The organism is Dysgonomonas sp. Marseille-Q5470 (genome assembly GCF_951230145.1).
Classification (GTDB): domain Bacteria; phylum Bacteroidota; class Bacteroidia; order Bacteroidales; family Dysgonomonadaceae; genus Dysgonomonas.
In genome coordinates this window covers 142,291-165,650 of record NZ_CATNVE010000008.1, presented here as the reverse complement: position 1 = coordinate 165,650, position 23,360 = coordinate 142,291, and the positions used below count along the sequence as shown (strand labels likewise).

The 23,360-nt window shown below is 35.7% G+C and carries 20 protein-coding genes; 5 read left to right on the top strand and 15 right to left on the bottom strand.

Features of this window, described 5'->3' with window-relative positions; genetic code table 11:
* Window positions 1–230: 230 nt before the first annotated feature.
* The 8 genes from QOX35_RS13210 to nusB all read right to left on the bottom strand — a co-directional run bounded on the left by QOX35_RS13210 (window position 231) and on the right by nusB (window position 5,962).
* On the bottom strand, window positions 231–491 hold the full coding sequence (locus QOX35_RS13210; RefSeq protein WP_135106431.1) for a hypothetical protein: 261 nt from the start codon (window positions 489–491) through the stop codon (window positions 231–233).
* Between the two features lie 107 nt (window positions 492–598).
* Window positions 599–1,384 carry a metal ABC transporter ATP-binding protein gene (locus tag QOX35_RS13205; RefSeq protein WP_283687335.1) on the bottom strand — a complete coding sequence of 262 codons (786 nt, stop codon included), beginning with the start codon at window positions 1,382–1,384 and terminating at the stop codon, window positions 599–601.
* Between the two features lie 3 nt (window positions 1,385–1,387).
* Window positions 1,388–2,284: a metal ABC transporter solute-binding protein, Zn/Mn family gene (locus QOX35_RS13200; RefSeq protein ID WP_283687333.1), complete on the bottom strand. Its 897-nt coding sequence runs from the start codon at window positions 2,282–2,284 to the stop codon at window positions 1,388–1,390.
* A gap of 19 nt (window positions 2,285–2,303) precedes the next feature.
* Entirely contained in the window at window positions 2,304–2,954 is a 651-nt protein-coding gene (locus QOX35_RS13195) for a carbonic anhydrase (RefSeq protein WP_283687331.1), read from the bottom strand.
* On the bottom strand, window positions 2,955–3,545 hold the full coding sequence (coaE, locus tag QOX35_RS13190) for a dephospho-CoA kinase (RefSeq protein WP_283687330.1): 591 nt from the start codon (window positions 3,543–3,545) through the stop codon (window positions 2,955–2,957).
* Between the two features lie 11 nt (window positions 3,546–3,556).
* Window positions 3,557–4,543, bottom strand: coding sequence for a YbbR-like domain-containing protein (locus QOX35_RS13185; RefSeq protein WP_252637313.1), 987 nt, complete (start codon window positions 4,541–4,543; stop codon window positions 3,557–3,559).
* Window positions 4,544–4,577: 34 nt separating this feature from the next.
* Window positions 4,578–4,916 (bottom strand): preprotein translocase subunit YajC, encoded by a 339-nt coding sequence (gene yajC, locus QOX35_RS13180; protein ID WP_283687327.1) that lies wholly within the window; start codon window positions 4,914–4,916, stop codon window positions 4,578–4,580.
* Window positions 4,917–5,035: 119 nt separating this feature from the next.
* Window positions 5,036–5,962 (bottom strand): transcription antitermination factor NusB, encoded by a 927-nt coding sequence (nusB, locus tag QOX35_RS13175; RefSeq protein WP_283687326.1) that lies wholly within the window; start codon window positions 5,960–5,962, stop codon window positions 5,036–5,038.
* Between the two features lie 207 nt (window positions 5,963–6,169).
* On the opposite strand from nusB, the gene cmk reads away from it, so the two are divergent.
* The 3 genes from cmk (at window position 6,170) to pfkA (ending at window position 8,818) form a co-directional block, all read left to right on the top strand.
* Window positions 6,170–6,862: a (d)CMP kinase gene (cmk, locus tag QOX35_RS13170; protein WP_283687325.1), complete on the top strand. Its 693-nt coding sequence runs from the start codon at window positions 6,170–6,172 to the stop codon at window positions 6,860–6,862.
* On the top strand, window positions 6,863–7,738 hold the full coding sequence (locus QOX35_RS13165; RefSeq protein WP_283687323.1) for a 4-hydroxy-3-methylbut-2-enyl diphosphate reductase: 876 nt from the start codon (window positions 6,863–6,865) through the stop codon (window positions 7,736–7,738).
* A 99-nt stretch (window positions 7,739–7,837) separates the two neighbouring features.
* Window positions 7,838–8,818 (top strand): 6-phosphofructokinase, encoded by a 981-nt coding sequence (gene pfkA, locus QOX35_RS13160; protein WP_252637317.1) that lies wholly within the window; start codon window positions 7,838–7,840, stop codon window positions 8,816–8,818.
* 100 nt (window positions 8,819–8,918) lie between these two features.
* Here the strand turns inward: pfkA and QOX35_RS13155 are convergent, their stop codons facing one another.
* Window positions 8,919–9,851, bottom strand: coding sequence for a cation diffusion facilitator family transporter (locus QOX35_RS13155; RefSeq protein ID WP_283687322.1), 933 nt, complete (start codon window positions 9,849–9,851; stop codon window positions 8,919–8,921).
* A gap of 95 nt (window positions 9,852–9,946) precedes the next feature.
* Window positions 9,947–11,788: a transcription termination factor Rho gene (gene rho / locus QOX35_RS13150; RefSeq protein WP_283687321.1), complete on the bottom strand. Its 1,842-nt coding sequence runs from the start codon at window positions 11,786–11,788 to the stop codon at window positions 9,947–9,949.
* A 496-nt stretch (window positions 11,789–12,284) separates the two neighbouring features.
* On the opposite strand from rho, the gene QOX35_RS13145 reads away from it, so the two are divergent.
* On the top strand, window positions 12,285–13,952 hold the full coding sequence (locus QOX35_RS13145; protein WP_283687320.1) for a formate--tetrahydrofolate ligase: 1,668 nt from the start codon (window positions 12,285–12,287) through the stop codon (window positions 13,950–13,952).
* A gap of 83 nt (window positions 13,953–14,035) precedes the next feature.
* Here QOX35_RS13145 and QOX35_RS13140 read toward each other — a convergent pair whose 3' ends face one another.
* Entirely contained in the window at window positions 14,036–16,249 is a 2,214-nt protein-coding gene (locus QOX35_RS13140; protein WP_283687319.1) for a glycoside hydrolase family 3 C-terminal domain-containing protein, read from the bottom strand.
* 81 nt (window positions 16,250–16,330) lie between these two features.
* Entirely contained in the window at window positions 16,331–18,064 is a 1,734-nt protein-coding gene (locus QOX35_RS13135; RefSeq protein ID WP_283687318.1) for a phosphoenolpyruvate carboxykinase, read from the bottom strand.
* Window positions 18,065–18,308: 244 nt separating this feature from the next.
* On the opposite strand from QOX35_RS13135, the gene QOX35_RS13130 reads away from it, so the two are divergent.
* Window positions 18,309–19,367 (top strand): class I fructose-bisphosphate aldolase, encoded by a 1,059-nt coding sequence (locus tag QOX35_RS13130; RefSeq protein ID WP_283687317.1) that lies wholly within the window; start codon window positions 18,309–18,311, stop codon window positions 19,365–19,367.
* A gap of 131 nt (window positions 19,368–19,498) precedes the next feature.
* Here QOX35_RS13130 and QOX35_RS13125 read toward each other — a convergent pair whose 3' ends face one another.
* The 3 genes from QOX35_RS13125 to QOX35_RS13115 all read right to left on the bottom strand — a co-directional run bounded on the left by QOX35_RS13125 (window position 19,499) and on the right by QOX35_RS13115 (window position 23,336).
* Window positions 19,499–21,061 (bottom strand): flotillin family protein, encoded by a 1,563-nt coding sequence (locus QOX35_RS13125; RefSeq protein ID WP_283687315.1) that lies wholly within the window; start codon window positions 21,059–21,061, stop codon window positions 19,499–19,501.
* Window positions 21,062–21,114: 53 nt separating this feature from the next.
* The gene (locus QOX35_RS13120; protein WP_283687314.1) at window positions 21,115–21,690 is read right to left on the bottom strand and encodes an NfeD family protein; all 576 of its coding nucleotides are present in this window, start codon (window positions 21,688–21,690) and stop codon (window positions 21,115–21,117) included.
* A 164-nt stretch (window positions 21,691–21,854) separates the two neighbouring features.
* The gene (locus tag QOX35_RS13115) at window positions 21,855–23,336 is read right to left on the bottom strand and encodes a TolC family protein (protein WP_283687313.1); all 1,482 of its coding nucleotides are present in this window, start codon (window positions 23,334–23,336) and stop codon (window positions 21,855–21,857) included.
* Window positions 23,337–23,360 lie beyond the last annotated feature (24 nt).

Here is a 23,360-nt window from a genome sequence, read left to right as displayed (position 1 = left end):
TTCTTTTTGGTGTATCGATTTGAAGTAAATATACTACCCCAAATTAGGCTGCAAATATACAAAAAAGATATAAAATACAGGGCTATTCGAGAAACAGAATTCTGTGACTTTAAAGAAAGATTAAATCATGAGAAATAAATGCATTATCATTCTTTATATAAACTATGTCCATATATAATCAAAATAGGATGCACCATTGATACATCCTATTTCTTTATTCTGATATAATTTTATTTCTCTGTTTCCTTATACCATTTATTTAGCTGTCCGTTAACAAAAACAAAGTACCAGTGGTTTTTAAATTTATCTACATATTCTAAAGTCTGGTCTCCATTACTTCTTTGGTCGACAACTGAATATTTATCACCCATAAGTGAGACGATCTCTCGTTGTGTCATCCCCAGTTCTACTTGTTTTAGTTGTGTATTGTAAACTGGTCCGCAAGCTGCAAGTGTAAATGCAACAAGGCATGCAAAAAATATCTTTTTCATAATATAATTGTTTTATAACCTATTTAACGTTCTAAGCATGTGTTTAGTTCTCAGATATAGAGTAATATCAATTTATAGTCATTTTGAAAAAAAGAGATAATGAATTGCTAATCTTCTTTGCAACAGTCACAACCCTCATGTTTCTCTAAAACTCTGTGAGGAAAATCTCCATGTCCAATTATTTCAATAGGACACGAGTTGTATGATTTTTCAAGCCAGTCGGTCGAGATGTTCGTACCTGAATGATAATGCAGTCCTTCGTTTACGCATGCTATATTCTTCACGAGTGAAATAACGGTTCCAACATCATGAGATACCAGTATGATAGCCGTATCCAGATTTATCTCTTCTAGCAATTTGTAGAAGTTACTTTCAAAACGTTTATCCACATAGGAATTCGGCTCATCAAGAACCAACAAATCGGGGTCATCGATAATTGCCCTTCCTAGTAATGTACGTTGCAACTGTCCCCCTGATAACGCACCTATCGAACGGTGTATAAGCTGTTGCAACCCCATTTTTTCGGCAATGATGCTTACCTTTTCTTTTTGTTCCTTTGTATAAGAAGAGAAAAGTCCTTTTTTTACGGTTAATCCAGACAAGATAACATCATATACAGATATTGGGAATTTTTTATCAATCTGGTTGATCTGAGGTAAATAACCGATGTTTATTTTATCAACCTTTATATTATTCCTGTAAAAAGATATTTTACCCGAAGTAGGTTTGACCAACCCCATGAGAGTTTTCAGAAGAGTTGTTTTACCTCCTCCGTTTGGGCCGATAATACCAAGAAAGTCATTCTTGGTAACGTCCAGATTGACATTCTTCAATACATAAGGATTGCCGTCGTATCCTACAGAAAGATCTTTTATCTCAAGAATTTTACTCATCAATTAATCTTCTAAAGCCATAGCTCTAGCTATTTTAATCATTTCTTCACTCCAATTATAAGACAGCAGATTGATAGGTATAGCTTTTCCGCCAATAGCTTGGGCTACTGTTTCTGCATTCTTTGTGTCAAATTCTTTTTGAATAAAGACAACTTTTATACCTTCAGCTTTTGCTTTGTCTATCAGTTCTTTCAATTGTGCCGGAGAAGGGTTCTTTCCTTCATGCTCGATGGAATACTGTGTCAGCCCATATTCTTGAGCAAAATAGCTAAGCGCAGGATGGTAAATGATAAAAGCTTTGCTTGGTACTTTTTTCAGATACGATTTTATTATACTATCGGTCTTATCTATTTCAGAGAGAAGTTTATCGTAATTTGCTTTGTAATCAGCTTCATTTACTCTGTCTATTTCAATAAGCCCTTTGTACATGTTTTCTGCAATGATTTTAGCAGAAACGACAGAACTCCATGTATGTGGATCTCCTCCTACATGTCCATGATGACTATGATCATGCCCTTCGTGATGATTGTGGTCTTCACATGTTGATTCTATGCCATCCGAACAATCAATTACTTTAAACGCAGGATTACTTGCCGCAACTTTATTTATCAGAGAGTTCTCTATACCAAGATAACCCACCTTGAAATAAGCTGTACTTTTGTCAAGATTCATCATCTGTGAAGGAGTAAAGTCTGCACTTTCCGGATTCATTCCGGGAGAAATAATGCATTCTACTTTAAAGTGATTCCCGACAAGAGCCTCTAAAAAATACTTCTGCGGTTCTATCGTGACCATCAGTATTTTAGAGTCTTCAGCTTTTGTTGAAGGTTTACAACCTTGTAATAAAGCAAGTGTAAGTATTCCCAAACATAAAGCTATATATGTATGTCTATGTTTCATTATTTAATATAGTCTTATTTTACTTTTCCTTCGTTAGGTCGTATATTTTACGAATGTGATCAAGTTCTTTCTTGAAGTCAATGTTCAGGTCTATCAAAGTGCCATCGTTAAGATCATACACCCAACCTGCTACACGTGGATATCCTGATTCCAAATATGATTTTTGCACTTCTGCTGTTTTTATAACATTCAGACACTGTTCGTATACATTAAGTTCTACCAAGCGATTGTAGCGGTCTTTCATATCAGGAATAGCATCTAGCTCTTTTTCGTGTAAACGATATACATCTCGTACATTTCTTAACCATGGATTCAGGATACCTAAATCTCTCGGCTGCATAGCTGCTTTTATTCCGCCGCAATTATAGTGGCCGCAAACAATTATATACTTTACATTCAAATATTCTACAGCATAGTTAATAACAGACAATACATTCAGATCATTATTTACAACCATATTGGCTATATTGCGATGAACGAATACTTCTCCCGGTTGCAATCCCATTATTTCATTTGCATGTACACGACTATCCGAACATCCTATATATAAATAGTCAGGGTTTTGCTCTTTTACAAGATGGGTAAAGAAATCTGGATTTTCTTTGTTCTTATTCTCAACCCATTTTTTGTTTTCTGCAAAAATTTTCTGATATGATTCTTGTATTTGCATCTAGTTTTTTGAGGTTTTAAGTTCTTGTATTATATTCGTTACCTGTTCGATCAATGATTTTGTGTTATCATTAACAATTACAAAGTCAGAAAGTTTAGCTTTTTCTTCATCCGACATCTGATTTTGTATGCGTTCCATCACCTTTTCTTTAGGGAGGTTGTCTCTTAACATTGTTCGCTCGATTCTTATGTCTAAAGGTGTATATACCATTAACACCTTATCCATCATTTTGTTAAATCCAGATTCAAAGAGGATCGCAGCTTCATGCGCTACAATGTCACATTGTGCATGTTTTTTAACCCATTCAATAAAATCACGTTCTACTTCGGGGTGAATAATTGCATTTACTGTTTCCAGTTTTTTCTTATCATTAAAAATATGAGAAGCAAGCAATGGTTTATTTAGTACTCCACCACTATATAGTTCTTCACCAAATAAATTGATTAGTTTTTTTCGAATTGTAGGAGATGTGGCAACTAACCGTTTACTTTCTATATCAGCAATGTAAACAGGTACACCACTAAGTGAAAATATCTGAGAGACAGTTGACTTTCCACTGCCTATGCCACCGGTTATACCTAGTTTGATCATAATAATTGTTATTATTGTTCGAGTACAAACTCTACCTCTGAAGGTACAGGTGTCATTGTGCGTATATAATCAGGACTATCGGTTATACGTACAGGTATAGTTGCATCTTTCAGCTCTTTTATATCGTTGTAGTCTATAGTAACTTCGAAATTACTACTGGTTATATTATCAGGTCTTCTCTTGCCTACAAAAAATTCAATTTTGACAGCAGACGGAAATAGTTTTATTTCTAAGTTGCTTGGTAAATTGATACAGGTAATAGGTACTTCAACTTCCTTTTTTATAAACTCATCGATTGGAATGTTCAATTCTACTTCACTCGGAACATATTTGACTCCTAGTATAGGCTTCATCTTTATTTTTACCTTCTTTGCCGATTTGATATTCCTTAATGTATCCGATTCTGTATAAGCAAAGAAAATGGTATCTAATGAAGCTTTACTGCCGTATACCATAACAGAATCCGGCTGAGTTATCAAGTCTCCGTCAAGCATATAACCGGCATCGAGACTTACACTGCCGTTAAAAATAACAGGTAACTTCTTGCTTCGTAATAAGGCATATGAATATGACACCCGAGTGGGAGAGTAGCTAATTAGTTCGGATGTGACGAAAAGCTTTGAACGTATCAATTGCTCAAAATTACGTCCTTGGATAACCTTGTCCGGTGAATTCTTTATAACCTCTCTGACATCAACCACCAGTGAGTCTTTACGTCTGGTCAGGTAATATCGGAATAGGGTAGCACCATCATCTTTGATTCGGGCATAAACCGTAGTTGGCAGTTCATTCTCAAAGACTATACTATCCGGCTCATTTATGTATTTAACAGGTATAGCAAGGGTGGCCTCGTATTTTTGGCGATACACTTGCATCATCCAGAAAATAAAAGATAAAAGCACAAAAAACATGAAGGTCAAAATCTTTTTCCACCGAATTGTCTTGAAAAAAGCTTTGACCTTTTGTGCAAATATTTCCTTATCGTAAGTATCGCTCATAAGCTATACCCGGATATTTACCGTAATAAAAAAATTATTGTTTCTTAGTATCTTCGGCTGAAACATATACAGAAGATTTTTCAATCTTGATTTTTACTCCCTCTGCTATTTCAAGAATAAAATATGTATCACCCACTTCTTTCACTTTTCCGTGAACACCTCCGGCTGTAACAACTTTGTCTCCTACCTTAATGGCGTTTCTGGCTTCTTGTAGAGCTTTTTGTTTCTTCTGCTGTGGTCTGATCATAAAGAAGTACATGATTCCGAAGAGTAGTACCATCATAATAATCATGCCGGTACTTCCGCCTAATAAACCTCCGGCAGGAGAAGCTCCACCATCTGCAGCTTGTAACAATACATTTAAAAAAGTCATAATTGTTCTTTAATATTGATTTATATTATTCTTACTTCAGTTACTTTTTTTGAATAAGTTTTTACAAATATAAGTGAATATTTTGAAATAGGCTTTATGCGAAAATATGATAAATGCTATTATTTCTTAATTATCTTTTTTTCTTCTTTCAGCTCTTTTACAATTGCATCCAAAATTCCATTTATAAAAGAAGCACTTTTTATAGTACTATATGACTTCGCTATATCGATATATTCATTTAAGGAAACACTAATCGGGATAGATGAGAATTCGATGATTTCGGCTATTGCAATCTGCATTATAACCATATCCATCAGGGCAATACGTTCCGACTCCCAATTCTTAGTGTATTTATCAATCAACTCTTTATATTCTTTTCCGTTGAATAAGGACTCTCTCAATAATTTTACTGCAAACTCTTTATCCGTTTCATCTTTAAACATAGGAAGCAACTCTTGTTCTGTTCCTTTGTTTTCTTCAAAGCGTTTGATTGTTTTTAAAACAAAAGATTGGATAATTTCGATATCGTCGTTCCAGTAAAGACTTTCATCCTCAAGGATAGAATACAAATCTTCAGTTGTGCATATAATTTGCTTGAAAACTTTACGCCAAAACTCACGATCGTCAGTATATTCTTGAGATTGATTTTCTGTATATTCTTTATATATATCAGAGTTTAAGATATTATCCAATAGGTTGCGGATAAAGGCATCATGTTCTGCCCATGAGAAAGGCCTATCGTTCAGGTGTTTTATCAGTTCTGTGTTTTGACTGAGTTGAGATATGAATTTATTATTCAACAACTTTGTGTTTGGGCTCATATCCTCTTTAGTGGGCAATAGCTTCGATTTACGACTATCTACTCTCTGAGCATAAGTATTAGTCAACTCTACCATCAACGATAACAGATAAAAGTACAAATCATATGATTTTTGTAGGCTAAGCATTAACTCACTTTCTGCCTTTCTCAAATCTGTGGTTTCACTATGACTGCATGAGAACAGTATTTGAACAACCCTGATACGAATAAGAACGCGATTTATCATTTATATATAAAAATGTTTCAGGCTGCAAAAATACACATTTTTTTGTAATACAATAGTTTTTTTCGCCAACATCTTTCTCGTTATAAAACGAAGGAGGATTTAGAATGAAAAATTAGAATTATCTTTGCTGTATCTTTATTAGGAATATAATTTATAACGAATCAACATAAACATTTATATCGCTTAGATGTTTAATAGAAGTAAGTAATGAAAAAAATAGTTATCGCAATAGATGGGTTTTCATCGAATGGTAAGAGTACTATGGCCAAAAGTTTGGCAAGGGAGATAGGGTATATCTATATAGATAGTGGAGCCATGTATAGGGCTGTAACGCTATATTGCATAGAACATAATCTTTTTAATGGCGAAACGCTGGATGAAGAAAAATTGCGTAACGAAATAGAAAATATAAAGATACAGTTTCACTTAAATAAGGATACAGGAACTCCTGAGACATACCTGAATGGACAGAATGTTGAAAGTCAGATACGCAGTATGGAAGTATCGTCAAAAGTGAGTATTGTTAGTGCAATTCCTTTTGTACGCCATGCAATGGTGGCTCTTCAACAAGAAATGGGTAAGGCGAAAGGAATTGTAATGGATGGAAGAGATATAGGAACTGTTGTTTTTCCTGAAGCCGAGATGAAAGTTTTTGTGACTGCAAAAGCTGAAATTAGAGCACAGAGACGCTTTGATGAATTGCAGTCGAAGGGTGATACGAAAACGACATACGAAGAAGTGCTGGAAAATTTAAGAACCAGAGATCATATGGATCAGACGCGGGCAGAAAGCCCTTTAATCCAAGCGGATGACGCCATTCTTCTGGATAATTCATATATGACCATTGACGATCAGATGCAATGGTTGGTACAAAAGTTCAAACAAATAACTACAAATTAAATGAGTAATATAGAAATAGATGCTAAGTCAGGTTTTTGCTTTGGGGTAGTTAATGCCATAAAGAAAGCAGAAGAAGAATTGGCCAAAGGAGGCATGCTTTATTGTTTAGGTGATATCGTGCACAATAACCTAGAAGTAGACAGGTTGGAAAAACTTGGAATGAAGACTATTAATCATGAAGAGTTTGCAAAACTGAAAAATGCAAGAGTTTTACTTAGGGCTCATGGCGAACCACCTTCAACCTATCAAACGGCAAAAGAAAACAATATCGAGATCATAGATGCCTCATGTCCTGTTGTTTTACGTCTTCAGAAAAAGATACACGACAAATATGATAGTGAAAGAGATAACAATACACAAATTGTTATTTATGGTAAAAACGGGCATGCCGAAGTGAATGGGCTACTCGGACAAACTGAATCGAGTGCTATTGTTATTGAGAAGAAAGAAGATCTCGAAAAACTCGATTTTTCTAAAAATATTTGTTTATTCTCTCAGACAACAAAACCGTTGGATGGATTTCAAGAGATAATTGATATTATTCAAGGCAGAATGACGGGAGATGCTAAATTTGAATTTTTTGATACTATTTGTCGTCAAGTATCAAACCGTATTCCTAACATCAAAGAATTTGCTCTGAATAATGACATCATATTCTTTGTGGCAGGAGAGAAGAGTTCAAATGGAAAAGTCTTATTTGCTGAGTGTAAAAAATATAATCCCAACTCGTATTTTATCACTACACCATCAGATATAAACCCTGATTTAGTAAACAAAACAGCCTCAATAGGTATTTGTGGTGCAACTTCTACTCCAAAATGGCAAATGGAAGAAGTAGAAGCAAAAATAGAGGAAATAAGATCGGTGTTAATTTAACCAAATTGACATATTGAGATTAGCCTTATCAGTAAATTTATTCTTATTTTTGTAATTCATTTTGAAAAAGGGACTTTAAGAATAAATATAAATAACATTATGGCTAACATTAAGTGTATTGGTATCCTTACTTCCGGAGGCGATGCTCCGGGTATGAATGCAGCTATTCGTGCAGTAACTCGTTCAGCTATCTATAACGGAATAGAAGTTAAAGGTGTTATGCGTGGTTATAAGGGATTGGTATTTGATGAAATTATACCATTCAAAACAAATAGTGTAAGTAATATTATACAGCAAGGAGGTACAATTCTTAAAACAGCTCGTTGTAAAGAGTTTGAAACAACAGAAGGTCGTCAGACAGCATACGAAACACTTCAACGTGAGAATATTGATGCTTTGGTTGTTATAGGTGGAGATGGTTCACTTACTGGAGCCCGTATTTTTGCACAAGAATATAATTTTCCTATAGTTGGTCTACCTGGAACTATCGATAATGACTTGCAAGGAACAGATTTAACGATTGGTTATGATACAGCGTTGAATACAATAATGCAAGCTGTAGATAAAATTCGCGATACAGCCAGTTCACACGAACGTTTATTTTTTATTGAAGTGATGGGTCGTGAATGCGGTATTCTCGCACTTAATGGAGCCATTGCCTCCGGAGCAGAAGCTGCTATTATCCCTGAGAGATCAATGCAACAAGACCAATTGGCAGACTTGATATCTAATGGATTTCGTAAAAGTAAAAATAGTAGCTTAGTTCTTGTTACAGAGGGTGATATCACCGGTGGTGCAATGGCAATGGCCGAGCGTGTGAAAAAAGAATTTCCCCAGTACGATGTACGAGTAACTATTCTTGGGCATGTACAACGTGGAGGTTCTCCTACTGCAAACGACCGTATTCTTGCTAGCCGAATGGGTGCTTCCGCAATTGATGCTCTGCTTGATGGTCAACGCAATGTAATGATTGGTATTCAGAATGATGTGATTGTATATGTTCCATTTTCCAAAGCAATCAAAAAGAATAAACCAATTCAGCCGGATTTAGTAGAAACATTGAAGGTGCTTTCAATTTAGAAATAGAATAAAATATATAGATACTAAATAAAAAACGACGAAATCGGATAATGATTTTGTCGTTTTTTTTTTGTTTGATTATTTCCCTTTGAAAAAAACTTTAATTACAAGAGTCTTCAAACAAACAAATATTCTTTCCTTCTAGCTGAATTGTGGCATGCTTAATTCCAAATTTTTCATGAATAGAGCGCTTAGCCTTCTCTAGGATTAGGTCACGATCAACATTTGGTTTTACTATTAGGTGAACTGTTAATACCGAAAATTCGGACGTTATCATCCATATATGTAAGTCATGTATATCTTCTATGCCTTCTATTGACTTCAACGCATTTACAACTTCATCAGAGTCTATCTCTGATGGTTTAGCTTCCATCAATATGTTAACAGATTCTTTAAGGACATGCCATCCACTATAAAGAACTAGGAGTGAAACAATCATACTTGCTATTGGGTCGGCTATATACCAGCCAAACAACATGATGAGTATTGCTGCAGCTATAGCCCCAACAGAACCTAACAAATCGCCTATAACGTGCAGAAAGGCACTTCTTATATTTAAGTTTTCTTTGGTCGAGCCTTGTGAATGCAGGATATATGCGACAATTATATTAATAATTAGTCCAATGACTGATATGACCATCATACCCGGGCCTATTACATGAGGAGGTTCTGAAAGTCGATGTATTGCTTCTTTGAATATAAAAACAGAAATCAGGACAAGTACAATGCCATTTAATAAAGCAGCTAGAATTTCAAAACGTTTATATCCATACGTTTTGGATGGGGTTGCTGCTCTGGAGCCGAAAATAAGAGCACTTAAACTTAATCCTAGTGCAACAGCATCACTTAACATATGCCCAGCATCAGATATTAAAGCTAAGCTATTCGTTAAATATCCTCCGATGAATTCAACAAACATAAATCCTGCTATCAGAAAGAAGCTAATCGTTAAAGCCTTCTTATTGGCATTATGTGCATGGCTATGCCCGCTATGTGAATGTTCGTGGTTGTTATGATTGTGATCGTGTTTCATACGTTCTTATTTAGAATTATTTAAAATAAAAAAGCAAGGGTAAAGTTACTTCTTTTTCCCTTGCTTCTGTTATCTAGAATTATAATTCTTCTTACCTAGTCATTCATTGAGATAAGGAATTCTTCATTATTTATTGTTTTTCTTAATCTTCCGTCAAGGAACTGCATTGCTTCTACAGAGTTCATGTCAGATAAGAAGTTACGAAGAACCCACATTCTGCTTAGTGTATCGTTGCTGAGTAACAAGTCATCTCTACGAGTACTTGATGCAATAATATCCACTGCTGGGAATATGCGCTTGTTAGACAATTTACGATCGAGCTGAAGCTCCATATTACCTGTACCTTTAAATTCTTCGAAGATAACATCATCCATTTTAGAGCCGGTCTCAGTGAGTGCTGTTGCAATGATTGTTAGAGATCCTCCATTTTCGATATTACGCGCTGCTCCGAAGAAACGTTTTGGCTTATGTAATGCATTCGCGTCAACCCCTCCGGTTAATACTTTTCCTGAAGCCGGTTGTACAGTATTGTATGCACGAGCTAGACGAGTGATGGAATCCAATAGGATAACCACGTCGTGTCCGCACTCTACCATACGTTTTGCTTTATTCAATACTATTTCGGCAATCTTCACATGGCGATCTGCCGGTTCGTCAAATGTAGATGCTATAACTTCAGCATTTACACTACGTTCCATATCGGTAACCTCCTCAGGGCGCTCATCGATCAGAAGAACGATCATGTACACCTCGGGATGGTTATCTGCAATCGCATTTGCTATATCTTTTAGCAATGTTGTTTTACCGGTCTTCGGTTGAGCAACAATCAAACCACGCTGTCCTTTACCAATCGGAGAGAATAGATCTACCACACGACATGATAGATTGTCATTACGTCCTTTTGTTAGTTTAAATTTCTCATCCGGAAATAGTGGCTTCAAATGATCAAACGGAACGCGGTCACGTACTTCATCCGGTGTGCGTCCATTGATTCTATCTACCTTAACTAAAGGGAAGAATTTTTCAGACTCTTTCGGTGGACGTATTGGTCCTTCAACTATGTCCCCTGTTTTCAAACCGAATAGACGTATTTGAGATTGGGATATATATATATCATCAGGTGACGACATATAATTATAATCGGATGAACGAAGGAATCCGTAGCCTTCCGACATAATCTCTAAAACACCTGTAGCTGATAATATTCCTTCAAAATCAAAAGATTTTTCCTGATTCTGATTATTTTGTTTTTGATTCTGTTGATTATTTTGTTGCTGTGCCGGTTTATTTGTTTTAGCTGGTGCTTCAGTAATAATTTCTACAGCCGGAACCTCTGCATCAACTTCTAATGGAGATAGAAGTGGTAATCCCGGAACAGGTTCTTCTGGTTGAGCTTCTCTTACTTTGTTAGAGCGAAAAACCAGTTGAGTCGGCTTTACAGCTGTTGGCTGTTGTTTTACATTGCTGACAGGCTTAGCTTCCTTCTCTTTTTCTTCCACTTTCTTTACCACCTCTTTTTGTGGGGCCTTTTCTTTTTCTTCAATGACTACTTTCGGTTCATTTTTCTTTTCCACAACAGGAGCCTCTTTAGGTGTTACTTTTACCTGAGGTTTTGGCTCTTCTTTTTTAGGGGAGGCATCAGCAGGTTTAGAGTCTTGTTTTTCTGTTTTTTTCGCTTGCGGTTGGTTCTTGGGTCTTTCTTGTTTGTTCTTAGCTGCAGACTGGGATTTTCTTTGTTGTTGTTCTATCCGATCTTCGCTTTGATAGCTCTCAGAGTTTTTGTTTTTTGCTTCTAAGATAGCTTGTTCATCAAGAATTTTATAGATTAACTCATCTTTCTTATAAGCATCAGGACGTCGTATCCCAAGCTCCTTTGCGATGGTTCTAAGTTCGATAGTGAGCTTCTCGTTAAGCTCAAGAATGTTGTATATACGCATGTATATCTATATTAAAATATTGATTTTTGAGAATTTTTAATAAATTAGAGTAAAGCCTTTTCTGTAAAACTTTATAATAATAACTTTAATGGAACTTAACTTTAGGGAGATAATAATTTAAGGTTATTATCTAAGATTTAAATAGTTAGTTTGTTGGCTGGCTATCTGTCGGGATGATATTCAACCCCTAATCTTTTTTGTTTACAAGAGAAAATAATTATTTTATTTTTTTGCTAGACAAAGATAGATTTGCAATAAACCTGTGCAAAGATAATAAAAGAAATCTATTTTACAACATCTATTCTGTTATTGTTTTTTCTATTTCCTTCATAATAAAGACATATAAACTGGTTCTAAATAGTGCAATATGAACATATATGTGAGGACGGGTGTTAATTAGGGACTACAGTGTTGAAAAATCTTTATTGATTCTTTAATTTAAAGATTTATCTTTGCTCCCCGTAAAATTATTAATATCATTAAACCCAATAATAACATGATTACAGATATTGAGATTGCAAGAAATATAGAGTTAGAAAATATAAATATTATAGCCAAGAAGCTCGGAATATCTCAAGAGCAACTATATAATTATGGTAAATATATAGCCAAAATACCTGTATCTCTAATCAATGATCAGAAGGTGGCTAATAGTAACCTCATATTAGTTACAGCAATAACCCCCACTAAAGCAGGAATAGGGAAAACAACAACTTCTATTGGGTTAGCTTTGGGTTTAAACAAAATAGGGAAAAAAACAGTTGTTGCATTAAGAGAGCCATCATTAGGGCCTTGCTTTGGAATGAAAGGAGGTGCTACCGGAGGAGGTCATGCTCAGGTTTTGCCTATGGAAGATATTAATCTGCATTTTACAGGTGATTTTCACGCAATAACGTCTGCACATAATATGATAACCGCTTTACTTGATAATTATTTGTATAGAAGTAAGGGCACAAAAGGTTTTTTGAAGGAAATAACATGGAAGAGGGTACTAGATGTAAATGATCGGAGCTTAAGATATATCGTCACGGGATTGAATGGAACAACAAATGGTATCCCCACTGAGTCCGGATTTGAAATTACTCCGGCTTCAGAAATAATGGCTATTCTATGTTTATCGAAAGATATTGACGATTTAAAGCGAAGAATAGGAAACATCATTCTGGGATATACTGTGGAAAATAATGCTTTTACAGTTAATGATCTCGGTGTTTCAGGTGCTATTGCTGTTTTATTGAAAAATGCGATAAACCCGAATTTGGTACAAACTACAGAACATTCTGCGGCAATTATACACGGTGGGCCTTTTGCAAATATAGCTCATGGTTGTAACTCTGTAATTGCCACTAAAATGGCAATGTCTCATGCTGATTATGTAATAACCGAGGCCGGATTTGGTGCAGATTTGGGTGCTGAAAAGTTCTTTAATATTAAATGTCGTAAGGCGGGCATAACACCTAAGCTTACAATAATCGTGATCACTACTCAGGCATTGAAAATGCATGGGGGAGTAGCTTTGGAAGATATTAAGAAGAAAAATATCGATGGACTGCTGAAAGGTTTTGAAAATTTAAACAAGCATATCGAAAATCTGAAATCGTTCGGACAGACCGTTCTTGTATCTTTAAATAGATATGGCTTCGACTCTGATGAAGAAATTGCATTGATAGAGAAATGTTGCGATAAAATGGGAGTTGGATTTGCCTTGAATGATTCTTATGTAAAAGGAGGCGAAGGTGCTATAGCATTAGCGAAGAAAGTTGTCGAACAAATTGACTTAAATCCTTCCAGAAGTTTAGCTTTTACATACGATGATGGAGATGCAATTGACACTAAGATAGATAAAGTTGCAAAGAAAATATATGGTGCAGCCTCTGTTGTATTTAGCAATAAAGCTAAAAGAAAACTCGATACGATTAAGAAAATGGGAATAAGTCATTATCCGATTTGTATCGCAAAAACTCAATATTCTTTTTCTGATGATGCCAGCCTCTATGGCACTCCCAAAGATTTTGAATTTACAATAAATGATATTGTGATCAACAATGGTGCTGAATTTATTGTTGCTATAGCCGGAGATATCATGCGCATGCCGGGGTTACCCGCAGAGCCGCAAGCAAAGCATATTGATATTGTAAATGGTATGATTGAAGGACTTAGTTGATAGGTATTTCATGATTTAAAATAAACAAAAAAGCCTCTGAATAATTTCTTCAGAGGCTTTTTTTATAATCAATCTAATCAAACTTATTCTACAATAAAATCACTTCCTTTTATATCAAAATCTTTCTCAACGAGTGGAAGTCTTTCTGAATGGGTTGGGGTAGGAGAGCTTCCTCCGATAAATATCTTTCTTTTTCCCGCACTAACTTTTAATATGCCAGCATCATCTACTAAACCGAGCTCTCTTGGCGATAGGTTGAATTCTACAGTTTTAGATTCTCCAGCTTTGAGTGATACCCTATTGAAGCCTTTTAAAGCATATAAAGGTTTCTGTCCTTTCGTATCAGGGTAAGAGATATAAAGCTGTACAACCTCTTCTCCTTCTACTTTTCCTGTGTTCTTGATACTTACAGATACTTTAGCATTGTTTCCAGTATCTATTGTTGATGGTACTTGAATCGGTGAATATTCAAATTTAGTATAACTTAAGCCATATCCAAACGGATATAAAACTTCTCCATTAAAATATCGATATGTCCTGTTTTTCATTTCATATGAATTGAAGGCAGGCAAATCACTGTCTTTTGCATAGAATGTAACAGGAAGCTTTCCTGAAGGATTATAGTCTCCAAATAGTACATCAGCAATAGCTGTACCTGCATCCTGGCCACCATACCATGCGTTGACAATGGCTGGAATGTTTTGTGATTCCCATTCTGTTGCAATTGCACTACCTGTCATCATTACAAACACTGTAGGGATTTTTTCAGCAACAAGGGCTTTCATAAAATCTGTTTGTATTTTAGGTAGCTTGATAGAAGTTCTGTCCCCCCCGGTAAAGCCTTCAATTTTAACAGGCATTTCTTCTCCTTCTAACTCGGGAGTGATTCCACCTACAAAAATAACTATATCTACACCTTTAATACGTTTTAATAATGCAGAAACTTCTTCTTGACTATTTGCTGAAGGAGTAACAAAGTCTATTCCTTTTTCATAAATAACTTCTGCCCCTTTCAATTTTTGTTTTATAGCTTCGTATGGCGTTACTATCTCCGTTGGGAAACCATTATAATTACCCAAAACAGAAACTTCATTATTTGCGTTAGGTCCTACAACTGCTACTTTCTTTAGCTTTTTACTTAGAGGTAATGTATTATTCTCATTTTTTAGAAGTACAATAGATTCCCTTGTTATTTTCAATGCTAAATCTTTATGTTTCTGAGATTCAAGAACAGATGTCGATATCTGAGAGTATTTAACATTTTCGGCAGGATCAAACATGCCTAGCCTGAATCTTATCGTAAACAAGCGTTTAAGAGATATATCTATTTGCTTTTCTGTAATTATACCGGTCTTTACAGCATCTACAAGAGCCTTATAAGCTTCGTTACCACAATCTATATCCGTTCCGTTGTATACGGCATCAGCTGCTGCATATTTGGCATCAGGGTGCGTTTTGTGATGTTGATAGAAATCGTCAATTGCACCACAATCCGATGTTACATAGCCCGTGAAGTTCCATTTCTCGCGTAATATTTCTTGCATCAGAAAATTATTGCCACAGCAAGGTTCTCCATTATATGCATTGTATGCACACATTACTCCTGCAACTTTGGCATCCACTACTAAATTCCGAAATGCAGGAAGGTAAGTATCCCATAAATCATAGTCAGTAACAAATGTATTGAATGTATGACGCGTATTTTCGGGGCCGCTATGTACAGCATAATGTTTGGCACAAGCAGCAGCTTTTAGATATTTAGTATCGTCTCCTTGCAATCCGGCAACAAAGGATTTTCCTAATACTCCGGTTAAGAAGGGGTCTTCGCCATAAGTCTCTTGTCCACGTCCCCAACGAGGATCTCTGAATATGTTAATATTAGGAGTCCAATATGTTAATCCGTAATATATTTCTCTATTGCCTTTTGATGTGGCATCGTTATATATTGCACGTCCTTCGTCTGATATAGCAGAAGCAACCTCTTTCATCAACTCTTTATTCCAAGCTGCGGCCATACCTATAGCCTGCGGAAAAACTGTTACTTTATAATCTGTTCTGCCTATTCCATGCAGACATTCGTTCCACCAATTGTATGCCGGAATATTGAGCCGCTCTATTGCAGGTGTATTATTTAACATCTGGGCAACCTTCTCTTCTAATGTTAATTTTGACACTAAGTCGTTGACTCGTTCATCAATAGAGAGGTTGGTGTTTTGGAAAGGGTAATTTTGTCCAAGCAGTGAAAAACAGGATAAAACATAGATAGAAAGGATCAGCGTTAACTTCAGTTTTTTCATGATTTCTTTTTGATTCTGAATTATAAAATATACACAAAGCCTCTGATAATGAGTCGAGAGGCTTTGTAAATATATAATTTATTATTCATTAATCAAAGAGAAAAGCTCTTCGGCTGCCTCACGCGGGCCATCTTTTGCTTTACCTTCAATTGCCAGAGACGTGTGTATTTCACCGATTTTAACTCCGGCTTTTTTCATATCACTAAAATATGAGCGTACAAGCTTTTCGGTCGCTTCTCGTTCTTGAACCGGTCCAAATGGATTTGCAAAATAAGATTTTACAAGTCCTTTTTCTGTTGTCGTTCCTTTTGCTTTACGTGCTCCATCTTCAAATATTGGAATAGCTTTATCCAAATCGTTATACAAGAGGATTTTCTTTTCGGCCTCATTGTAATTATTGGCATATAGGAAATAATCTATCGGATATCCTCTGGATATAATTTCATATGTCGATATCGGAATTGTAACACGAGCATTTACTCTATCCATATTGGTATAAACACCTCTATCCAATTGAGCGAAGGCATAAGCCGGATCGAGATCATCTACCCTTACAAAGGCTCCAATCTCGGTTCCATATGCTTTGATAGTACCATCTTCTTCTTTCTTAAGATAACCCATATCATCAAAAATGACACGCATATGACGGATATAGTTTTCATTTAAAGTTCTGAAAGCCTCAAGACTTTCAGATTTACCCGCACCACTATCACCCATGATGATTATATTGGATTCTTTTCCATTACGAAGAACAATGTTCACCATAGCGCCGTGTATAGGTAGTCTTTCATTCTCAATTTGCTTCACATTATGCAATGTAAGAAGCATTTTCTTCATATATCCGAAATAATCTATATCGTCGCAATAGTTTGCATATCCAATCAATATATCATTCTTTTTATCTTTGTAATAGAAGGTACGTTTCTCTTCATGACCATCAGGATAACCGAATATGTAGATCATATCTGGTTTTTTTCCTATATATTCATTTTCTGTCGCTATTTCAAAAAGATTAGAGAGCCCTACACCATGTACCATAAAATCTTTATGGAAATAAACGAAGGTTAGCATGTTACCCACTTTAGCCGGAAATACGAACCAGTCGTCTTCGTTTAACACAAGATTTTCAATCGGATTTTGTTGATGCTCTTGGAAAATGCCATCACGTGTATTTCTCTTAGTATAAGAAATATATGGAGGATGGAATACTACTGTACTAATAAAAGGTATTGATGTTAACCCTTTATATTCGATCGGACAATTCCAGTTTACATCGTTTAATGTCAGACCGGCATTAGCTCCGGCTATAGATTGACGAAAAATACGGGATTCCCTTCCTACCACTGTTGTTTGTATTCTACGACCTGTTGATAATATGAGATCGTTAAACATATCATTGGCCTGAATAAAACGAACATTTTGCAGGCCTTCACCCAACCTGTTATTTCTTACGATTGTATATCTCTCAAGTCTTTTCCAATATTCAAAAAGCAATTCTGTAACTTCTATAAATAAGTCTTTATCTTCAAAGAATTTTGAATACTTGTTATCTACAGCTACAACTTCTTCAATTTCAAATACAGTAAGCAGTTTAAATACTTCGATAAAAGCATCTACAAGATTGTCTTCTGAGCCAAAATGTTCAATATAATAATCGAAAATCACAACCTCTTCTTTCTTAAGAAATTGTTTTATAAAAGAATCAACTACTCGTCGAAAACCATAGCTATTAAGAAGTTTTTGCTTTGTGTCGCAATATTTTAATGTAAAATTGATCATTGCTCTTCCTCTGGAAAGCGTAAATTCATGTAGCATAATGTTTTATATATGGTTAAATTAATACAAAAAGAGAGTGTTTCTTGATACGAAACAAACAAAGATAAAGATTAAATTTAAGTTTTTAGTTAATATGATAAGGTAGATATGGTTTATGTATGTTAAATAATCTTTTGATACGGTATATATCTGTGTCGCATTTTTAAACATAATCTCAATCGGGTTGTTCTATATAAAGTAACATGATTGATTATTCATAATCTAAATACAAAACTTATATATTATGGCTAATTCAAAAATTAGAAACATTTTAGGCGATCAAAGTGAGTTTCTTCTTGGGCATGTAAGCAAGACAGTTGACAAATCTCTTATACATGCGCCAAGTCCAAATGCGATAGATAATGTTTGGATAGATTCGGATCGTAACATCCCTACATTAAACAGTTTGCAAAGACTATTTAGTCATGGGAGGCTTGCTAATACCGGTTATTTGTCTATTTTGCCGGTAGATCAGGATATTGAACATACGGCAGGGGCTTCATTCGCTCCAAATCCTATTTATTTTGATTCAGAGAATATAGTAAAACTTGCTATAGAATCGGGATGTAGTGCTGTGGCTTCTACCTATGGGGTATTAGGGTCAGTAGCCCGAAAATATGCGCATAAGATACCGTTTGTGGTAAAAATTAATCATAATGAACTGCTAACATACCCCAATACATACGACCAAGTGCTTTTTGGTACTATAAAAGAAGCATGGAATATGGGAGCTACAGCTGTAGGCGCGACAATATACTTTGGTTCGGAAGAAAGCCGCAGACAAATAGTAGATATTTCCAAAGCCTTTGAGTATGCACACGAATTGGGTATGGCAACCATCCTTTGGTGCTATCTTAGAAATAACTCTTTCAAGAAAGATGGAGTCGATTATCACAGTGCTGCAGATTTATCTTCTCAGGCTAACCATATAGGAGTTACGATAAAAGCAGATATAGTTAAGCAAAAACTACCAACGAATAACGGTGGATTCAAAGCTATTAACTTTGCGAAGTGGGACGAACGTATGTATACCGAATTGTCTAGCGATCATCCTATCGATTTATGCCGTTATCAAGTTATAAATGGCTACATGGGACGCGTTGGTCTAATTAACTCCGGTGGTGAATCGCATGGAGCGTCAGACCTTAAAGATGCAGTCTATACAGCAGTAGTTAATAAGCGAGCAGGGGGTATGGGCTTAATTTGTGGTCGTAAAGCTTTTCAGCGTCCAATGAAAGAAGGTATTGAATTGATAAATACAATACAAGATGTATACTTGGATAAAGAAATAACTTTAGCGTGAGCTAAAATCTAGTGTTTTTTATTATAGTTGCTAAGCAGCCCTTGTGTATATAAAGCACAGGGCTTCTTTTTTAGAATAATAGATTAAAAATAAAGACCATTCTATGATTTAAGAATGGTCTTTATTTATTTTTATTTCTTCGTTTCTCCCTTTTCGTTCTTGTCTTCATCTTCTATAGGATGCGCAAGAGGGATGGTAATTCCAGCTTTCTCTGCATCGCCTTTCAGATACGAAGGAAGATTCATTCCGGCCATCTTGAATAAATCATTGAGTGGAGGAACAGACTTCATAAGACCCGAAACAAAATTAGCTGTAGTTGTTTGACCATTGCTATTGTTACCTGACGAATCCCAAACAGTAATCTTGTCAATTTTAAGATTCTTAATAGCTTCAACCTGAGTTTTCACCAGTTCAGGAAGCTTTTCTATCAGCAGTAACTGATATGCTGCTACAGGATCGCCTCCGGCTGCATTTACAACACCTTTATAACCTTCCGCTTGTTTAGATAGTATTTCATACAATCCTCGAGCTTCTGCATCCATTTTAGCAAATATAGCATCTGCCTCACCTCGAGCTTGTTCTCTCAACTGTTCAGCCTTAGCTTGAGCTTCAATAATGATTTTTTGTTTCTCTATCTCAGCAGGAATTACAACGTTAGCTATTTGAGTAGAACGTTCTCTTTCAGAACGAGCCAACTCAGCTCTTTGTTCTGCCTGATATGCTTCTTCCAAAGCTTTTGCTTCTTGTACTTTCTCCGACGAAACAGCAAGTCTCAAGGCTTCTGCTTCCTTTTCACGACGAAGAGCATCAGAGCCTGCAATTTCTATTTTTGCAATATTCTCTCCTTTTACTGCTACAGCATTTGCTTCAGCCGTTTTTACACGAGTATCTCTCGTTGCTTCAGCTTTACCAATCGACTCATCTCTGAATGCTCCGGCAATGCTAACCTCTTTGTCCTTCTGAGCTATAGCTATCTGCACATCTCTATCCCGATGTGTTTCTGCTATTTGTACATCACGAAGTCTATCGGCTACAGCCTTTCCTGTTTCACCCATTTTTTCTTGTTCAGCTACACTCACTTTCGCCTCATTGATGGCTTTAGCAGCAGCTTCTTTCCCTAGAGCTTCTATATACCCTGATTCATCATTAATGTCAGTCACGTTTACATTGATTAGCTTAAGACCAATCTTACGTAATTCGGTATCTACATTTTTAGAGATATTATCCAGGAATTTATCACGATCCGAGTTGATTTCTTCAATCATCATTGTGGCAATCACTAAACGAAGCTGACCGAATAAGATATCTTTCGCCAATTCTTGTATTTGCGAAGTGGTCAAACCTAATAATCTCTCTGCCGCATTATTCATATTCTCCTTCTCGGTAGAAATCGCAATAGTAAATCGACATGGTACATCGACTCTAATGTTCTGTTTACTCAATGCACTAGTCAGATTGGCCTCGATAGATATCGGTTTCAAATCTAAATAAGCAAAATCTTGTACTACCGGCCAGATAAAAGCACCCCCACCGTGTATACATTTGGCTGAAGCACCTCCTGTTTTGCCATATACAACTAATATTTTGTCCGACGGACAACGCTTGTACCTAGATACCATTGTCATAATGAGGACAAATATTACAATAATAGCCACTACAAAAAGAACTCCTGTTCCTTCAAATAATCCTTCCATAATAAGAGTTTTATTTTAAAATTTATTGTATTTGTTCAATCAAAGAATAGTTGTTAGAGTGTTAAAGGAGTAACAATTAATATATCTCCTTCTATACCTACAACCTTTACTAATGACCCGTTTTTGATTTCGTCAACGCTGTTGGTGATAGCTGAAAGTTCATGAGTAGAACCCCTAACACTAATAAAGACCTTACCTTTACCTTTTTTTGCAGCAGGAATAGAAAGATAAACATCTGCGGTTTTTCCTATTGTATCTTCTATTTTAAAGCTATTATCTTCTGATAGCTTTAGTAACGCTCGCATAATAAAGAAAAAGAATGCAATGAAGAGTACTCCTACTAAAAATGCGACAATAGCTAAAAGAACATTGCTTTCTATAACATTGTAAAGTGATACTCCAGCCCATCCAAATCCTAGAAGAAAATTAATTAGATTTCGAAGAGAAAAAAGCTGAAAAGGAGAATCTCCGCCATCTAGATTTCCATCAAAATCTGCATCAACACCTGTATCCGCATCGGCTCCAACAAAGGTCATTATTGTTTGTATAATAAATATTACACTCGCTCCGATGGCTATATACCAATAAAACTGTTGAGTGCCATCCATATTAGCAAAAAACTCTTTCATTATAGGTTTTAGTTAATGGTGTTAATTATATTTAAGCTTTATACAAATATATAATTTTTTCGCTAGAGAATTGACTCTAAAGGCATGTTTTTAAAATAAAAATTCCGTGAAACGTAAGATAATTTCACGGAATCTGATAACACTTGATTCTACATTAAACTCAATTATTCCAAATCTATAGGTTTTCCTTGGTAGAAATCTAATATTTTACTTCTAAAAAGGAAATCATACTTCGCCTGAATCTGTTCTGATCTACTTGTCAATAATTTAGTTTTCGCTTCATTAAATTCAAAAACAGTAGATTTTCCTATTTCGTATCTTTCCTGTGCATACTTGAAAGACTCTTCCGCTGCATCGTATGCCTTATCTGTAGAGCCGTATTTAGCCTGAGCTGCGACAGCACTCTGATATGCTTGTTGTATTTCCTTGTATAAGGCTAGTTTTACATTGTCTAAAGCTAGAGTTTGGTTTTCTATGCTTAATCGCGCGCTACGCACTTGATTACGTGTTTGGAAGCGATTGAAGATCGGGATATTCAGTGAGAATCCTATATATTTAGTCTGATTTTGACCAAGTTGTTTAGATATGCTTTCCTGATCCACCCCTTTTTTATAAATACGATCAAATCCGGTGCCATAGCGCATAGTCAGATCTAAAGTAGGATAGTATCCTGACTGAGCAACCTTTAATAATTTCTGAGAGCTTCCTAGCTTATATTGAGCCTCTTTAACATGGGGTTTTGTTTCTAATGCCATAGTGTAAACCTGATCGGGTGGTATTATACTAGAAATATTATCATATACAACATCTCCTAAATTAGGTTCTTCTATGTCAAAATTTTTCGTTGTTGGCAAATTTAGTGATTGTGACAGATTTAGCAGAGATAAATCAAGGTCATTATTTGCCATAGTCACATTTAACTCATCTTTAGCTAGCTGCGCTTTGATATCGTACAATTGTGAAGACGGTACCTTTCCAGCTTCAAGTAACAACTGTGTGCGTTCTACTTGCTGAGAACTATAAGATACTTGGTCTTTATATGCCTTTAGAATCTCTTTTTTGAAAAGTACATCTAGATATAACGATACTACTTGTAGTTCAAGATTTTCTTTTGCTTTTTTCAATCCTTCAACAGCAGCTTGCAAATTCAATTCATCCGATTTGATTTGATTTGGAATACGGAATCCTGTAAATAGAGGTACAGATGTTGATATACCAAAGCTGGTAGAGCCTGTATTTCCTGTTCCTACAGCATTTGTTGTGGTTCTGATAGAACGACCAAAGTTAAAATCTTGTCCAATATTTCCGTTTAAATTTGGAAGGCGACTATTCTTTGATGTGCTCAAATCTATTTCTGCACTTTTTACATTCAGAGATTGTTGTCGAAGGTCAATATTATTTTCTACTGCATAATCAACACACTGTTTCAATGTCCACTTCCCGGTTCCTTGAGAAAAAAGTGGAGTTTTTACTTGTACAGGTTCTACCGAGCGTTCTTCTGATATTTTAGTTGAATCTGCCGTCTCATCTAAGGTCTTTTCAGAACGAGACTCAGCCTTTTCTATATATGTCCTTTTTCTTACCGTTTGTGCTTGTATTGTAAAACAGCAACTTAATAGGACACAGAGTGTTATTGTTTTTTTCATAATTGTATACATTATCCTATCGGT

Coding starts and splice junctions, on each gene's coding strand:
- QOX35_RS13130 (WP_283687317.1), top strand. CDS start 18,309: ATGGCTAATTCAAAAATTAGAAACATTTTAGGCGATCAAAGTGAGTTT.
- rho (WP_283687321.1), bottom strand. CDS start 11,788: ATGCGTATATACAACATTCTTGAGCTTAACGAGAAGCTCACTATCGAA.
- QOX35_RS13165 (WP_283687323.1), top strand. CDS start 6,863: ATGAGTAATATAGAAATAGATGCTAAGTCAGGTTTTTGCTTTGGGGTA.
- pfkA (WP_252637317.1), top strand. CDS start 7,838: ATGGCTAACATTAAGTGTATTGGTATCCTTACTTCCGGAGGCGATGCT.
- nusB (WP_283687326.1), bottom strand. CDS start 5,962: ATGATAAATCGCGTTCTTATTCGTATCAGGGTTGTTCAAATACTGTTC.
- cmk (WP_283687325.1), top strand. CDS start 6,170: ATGAAAAAAATAGTTATCGCAATAGATGGGTTTTCATCGAATGGTAAG.
- QOX35_RS13145 (WP_283687320.1), top strand. CDS start 12,285: ATGATTACAGATATTGAGATTGCAAGAAATATAGAGTTAGAAAATATA.
- QOX35_RS13200 (WP_283687333.1), bottom strand. CDS start 2,284: ATGAAACATAGACATACATATATAGCTTTATGTTTGGGAATACTTACA.
- yajC (WP_283687327.1), bottom strand. CDS start 4,916: ATGACTTTTTTAAATGTATTGTTACAAGCTGCAGATGGTGGAGCTTCT.
- QOX35_RS13155 (WP_283687322.1), bottom strand. CDS start 9,851: ATGAAACACGATCACAATCATAACAACCACGAACATTCACATAGCGGG.
- QOX35_RS13195 (WP_283687331.1), bottom strand. CDS start 2,954: ATGCAAATACAAGAATCATATCAGAAAATTTTTGCAGAAAACAAAAAA.
- QOX35_RS13210 (WP_135106431.1), bottom strand. CDS start 491: ATGAAAAAGATATTTTTTGCATGCCTTGTTGCATTTACACTTGCAGCT.
- coaE (WP_283687330.1), bottom strand. CDS start 3,545: ATGATCAAACTAGGTATAACCGGTGGCATAGGCAGTGGAAAGTCAACT.
- QOX35_RS13115 (WP_283687313.1), bottom strand. CDS start 23,336: ATGAAAAAAACAATAACACTCTGTGTCCTATTAAGTTGCTGTTTTACA.
- QOX35_RS13125 (WP_283687315.1), bottom strand. CDS start 21,061: ATGGAAGGATTATTTGAAGGAACAGGAGTTCTTTTTGTAGTGGCTATT.
- QOX35_RS13135 (WP_283687318.1), bottom strand. CDS start 18,064: ATGCTACATGAATTTACGCTTTCCAGAGGAAGAGCAATGATCAATTTT.
- QOX35_RS13140 (WP_283687319.1), bottom strand. CDS start 16,249: ATGAAAAAACTGAAGTTAACGCTGATCCTTTCTATCTATGTTTTATCC.
- QOX35_RS13185 (WP_252637313.1), bottom strand. CDS start 4,543: ATGAGCGATACTTACGATAAGGAAATATTTGCACAAAAGGTCAAAGCT.
- QOX35_RS13120 (WP_283687314.1), bottom strand. CDS start 21,690: ATGAAAGAGTTTTTTGCTAATATGGATGGCACTCAACAGTTTTATTGG.
- QOX35_RS13205 (WP_283687335.1), bottom strand. CDS start 1,384: ATGAGTAAAATTCTTGAGATAAAAGATCTTTCTGTAGGATACGACGGC.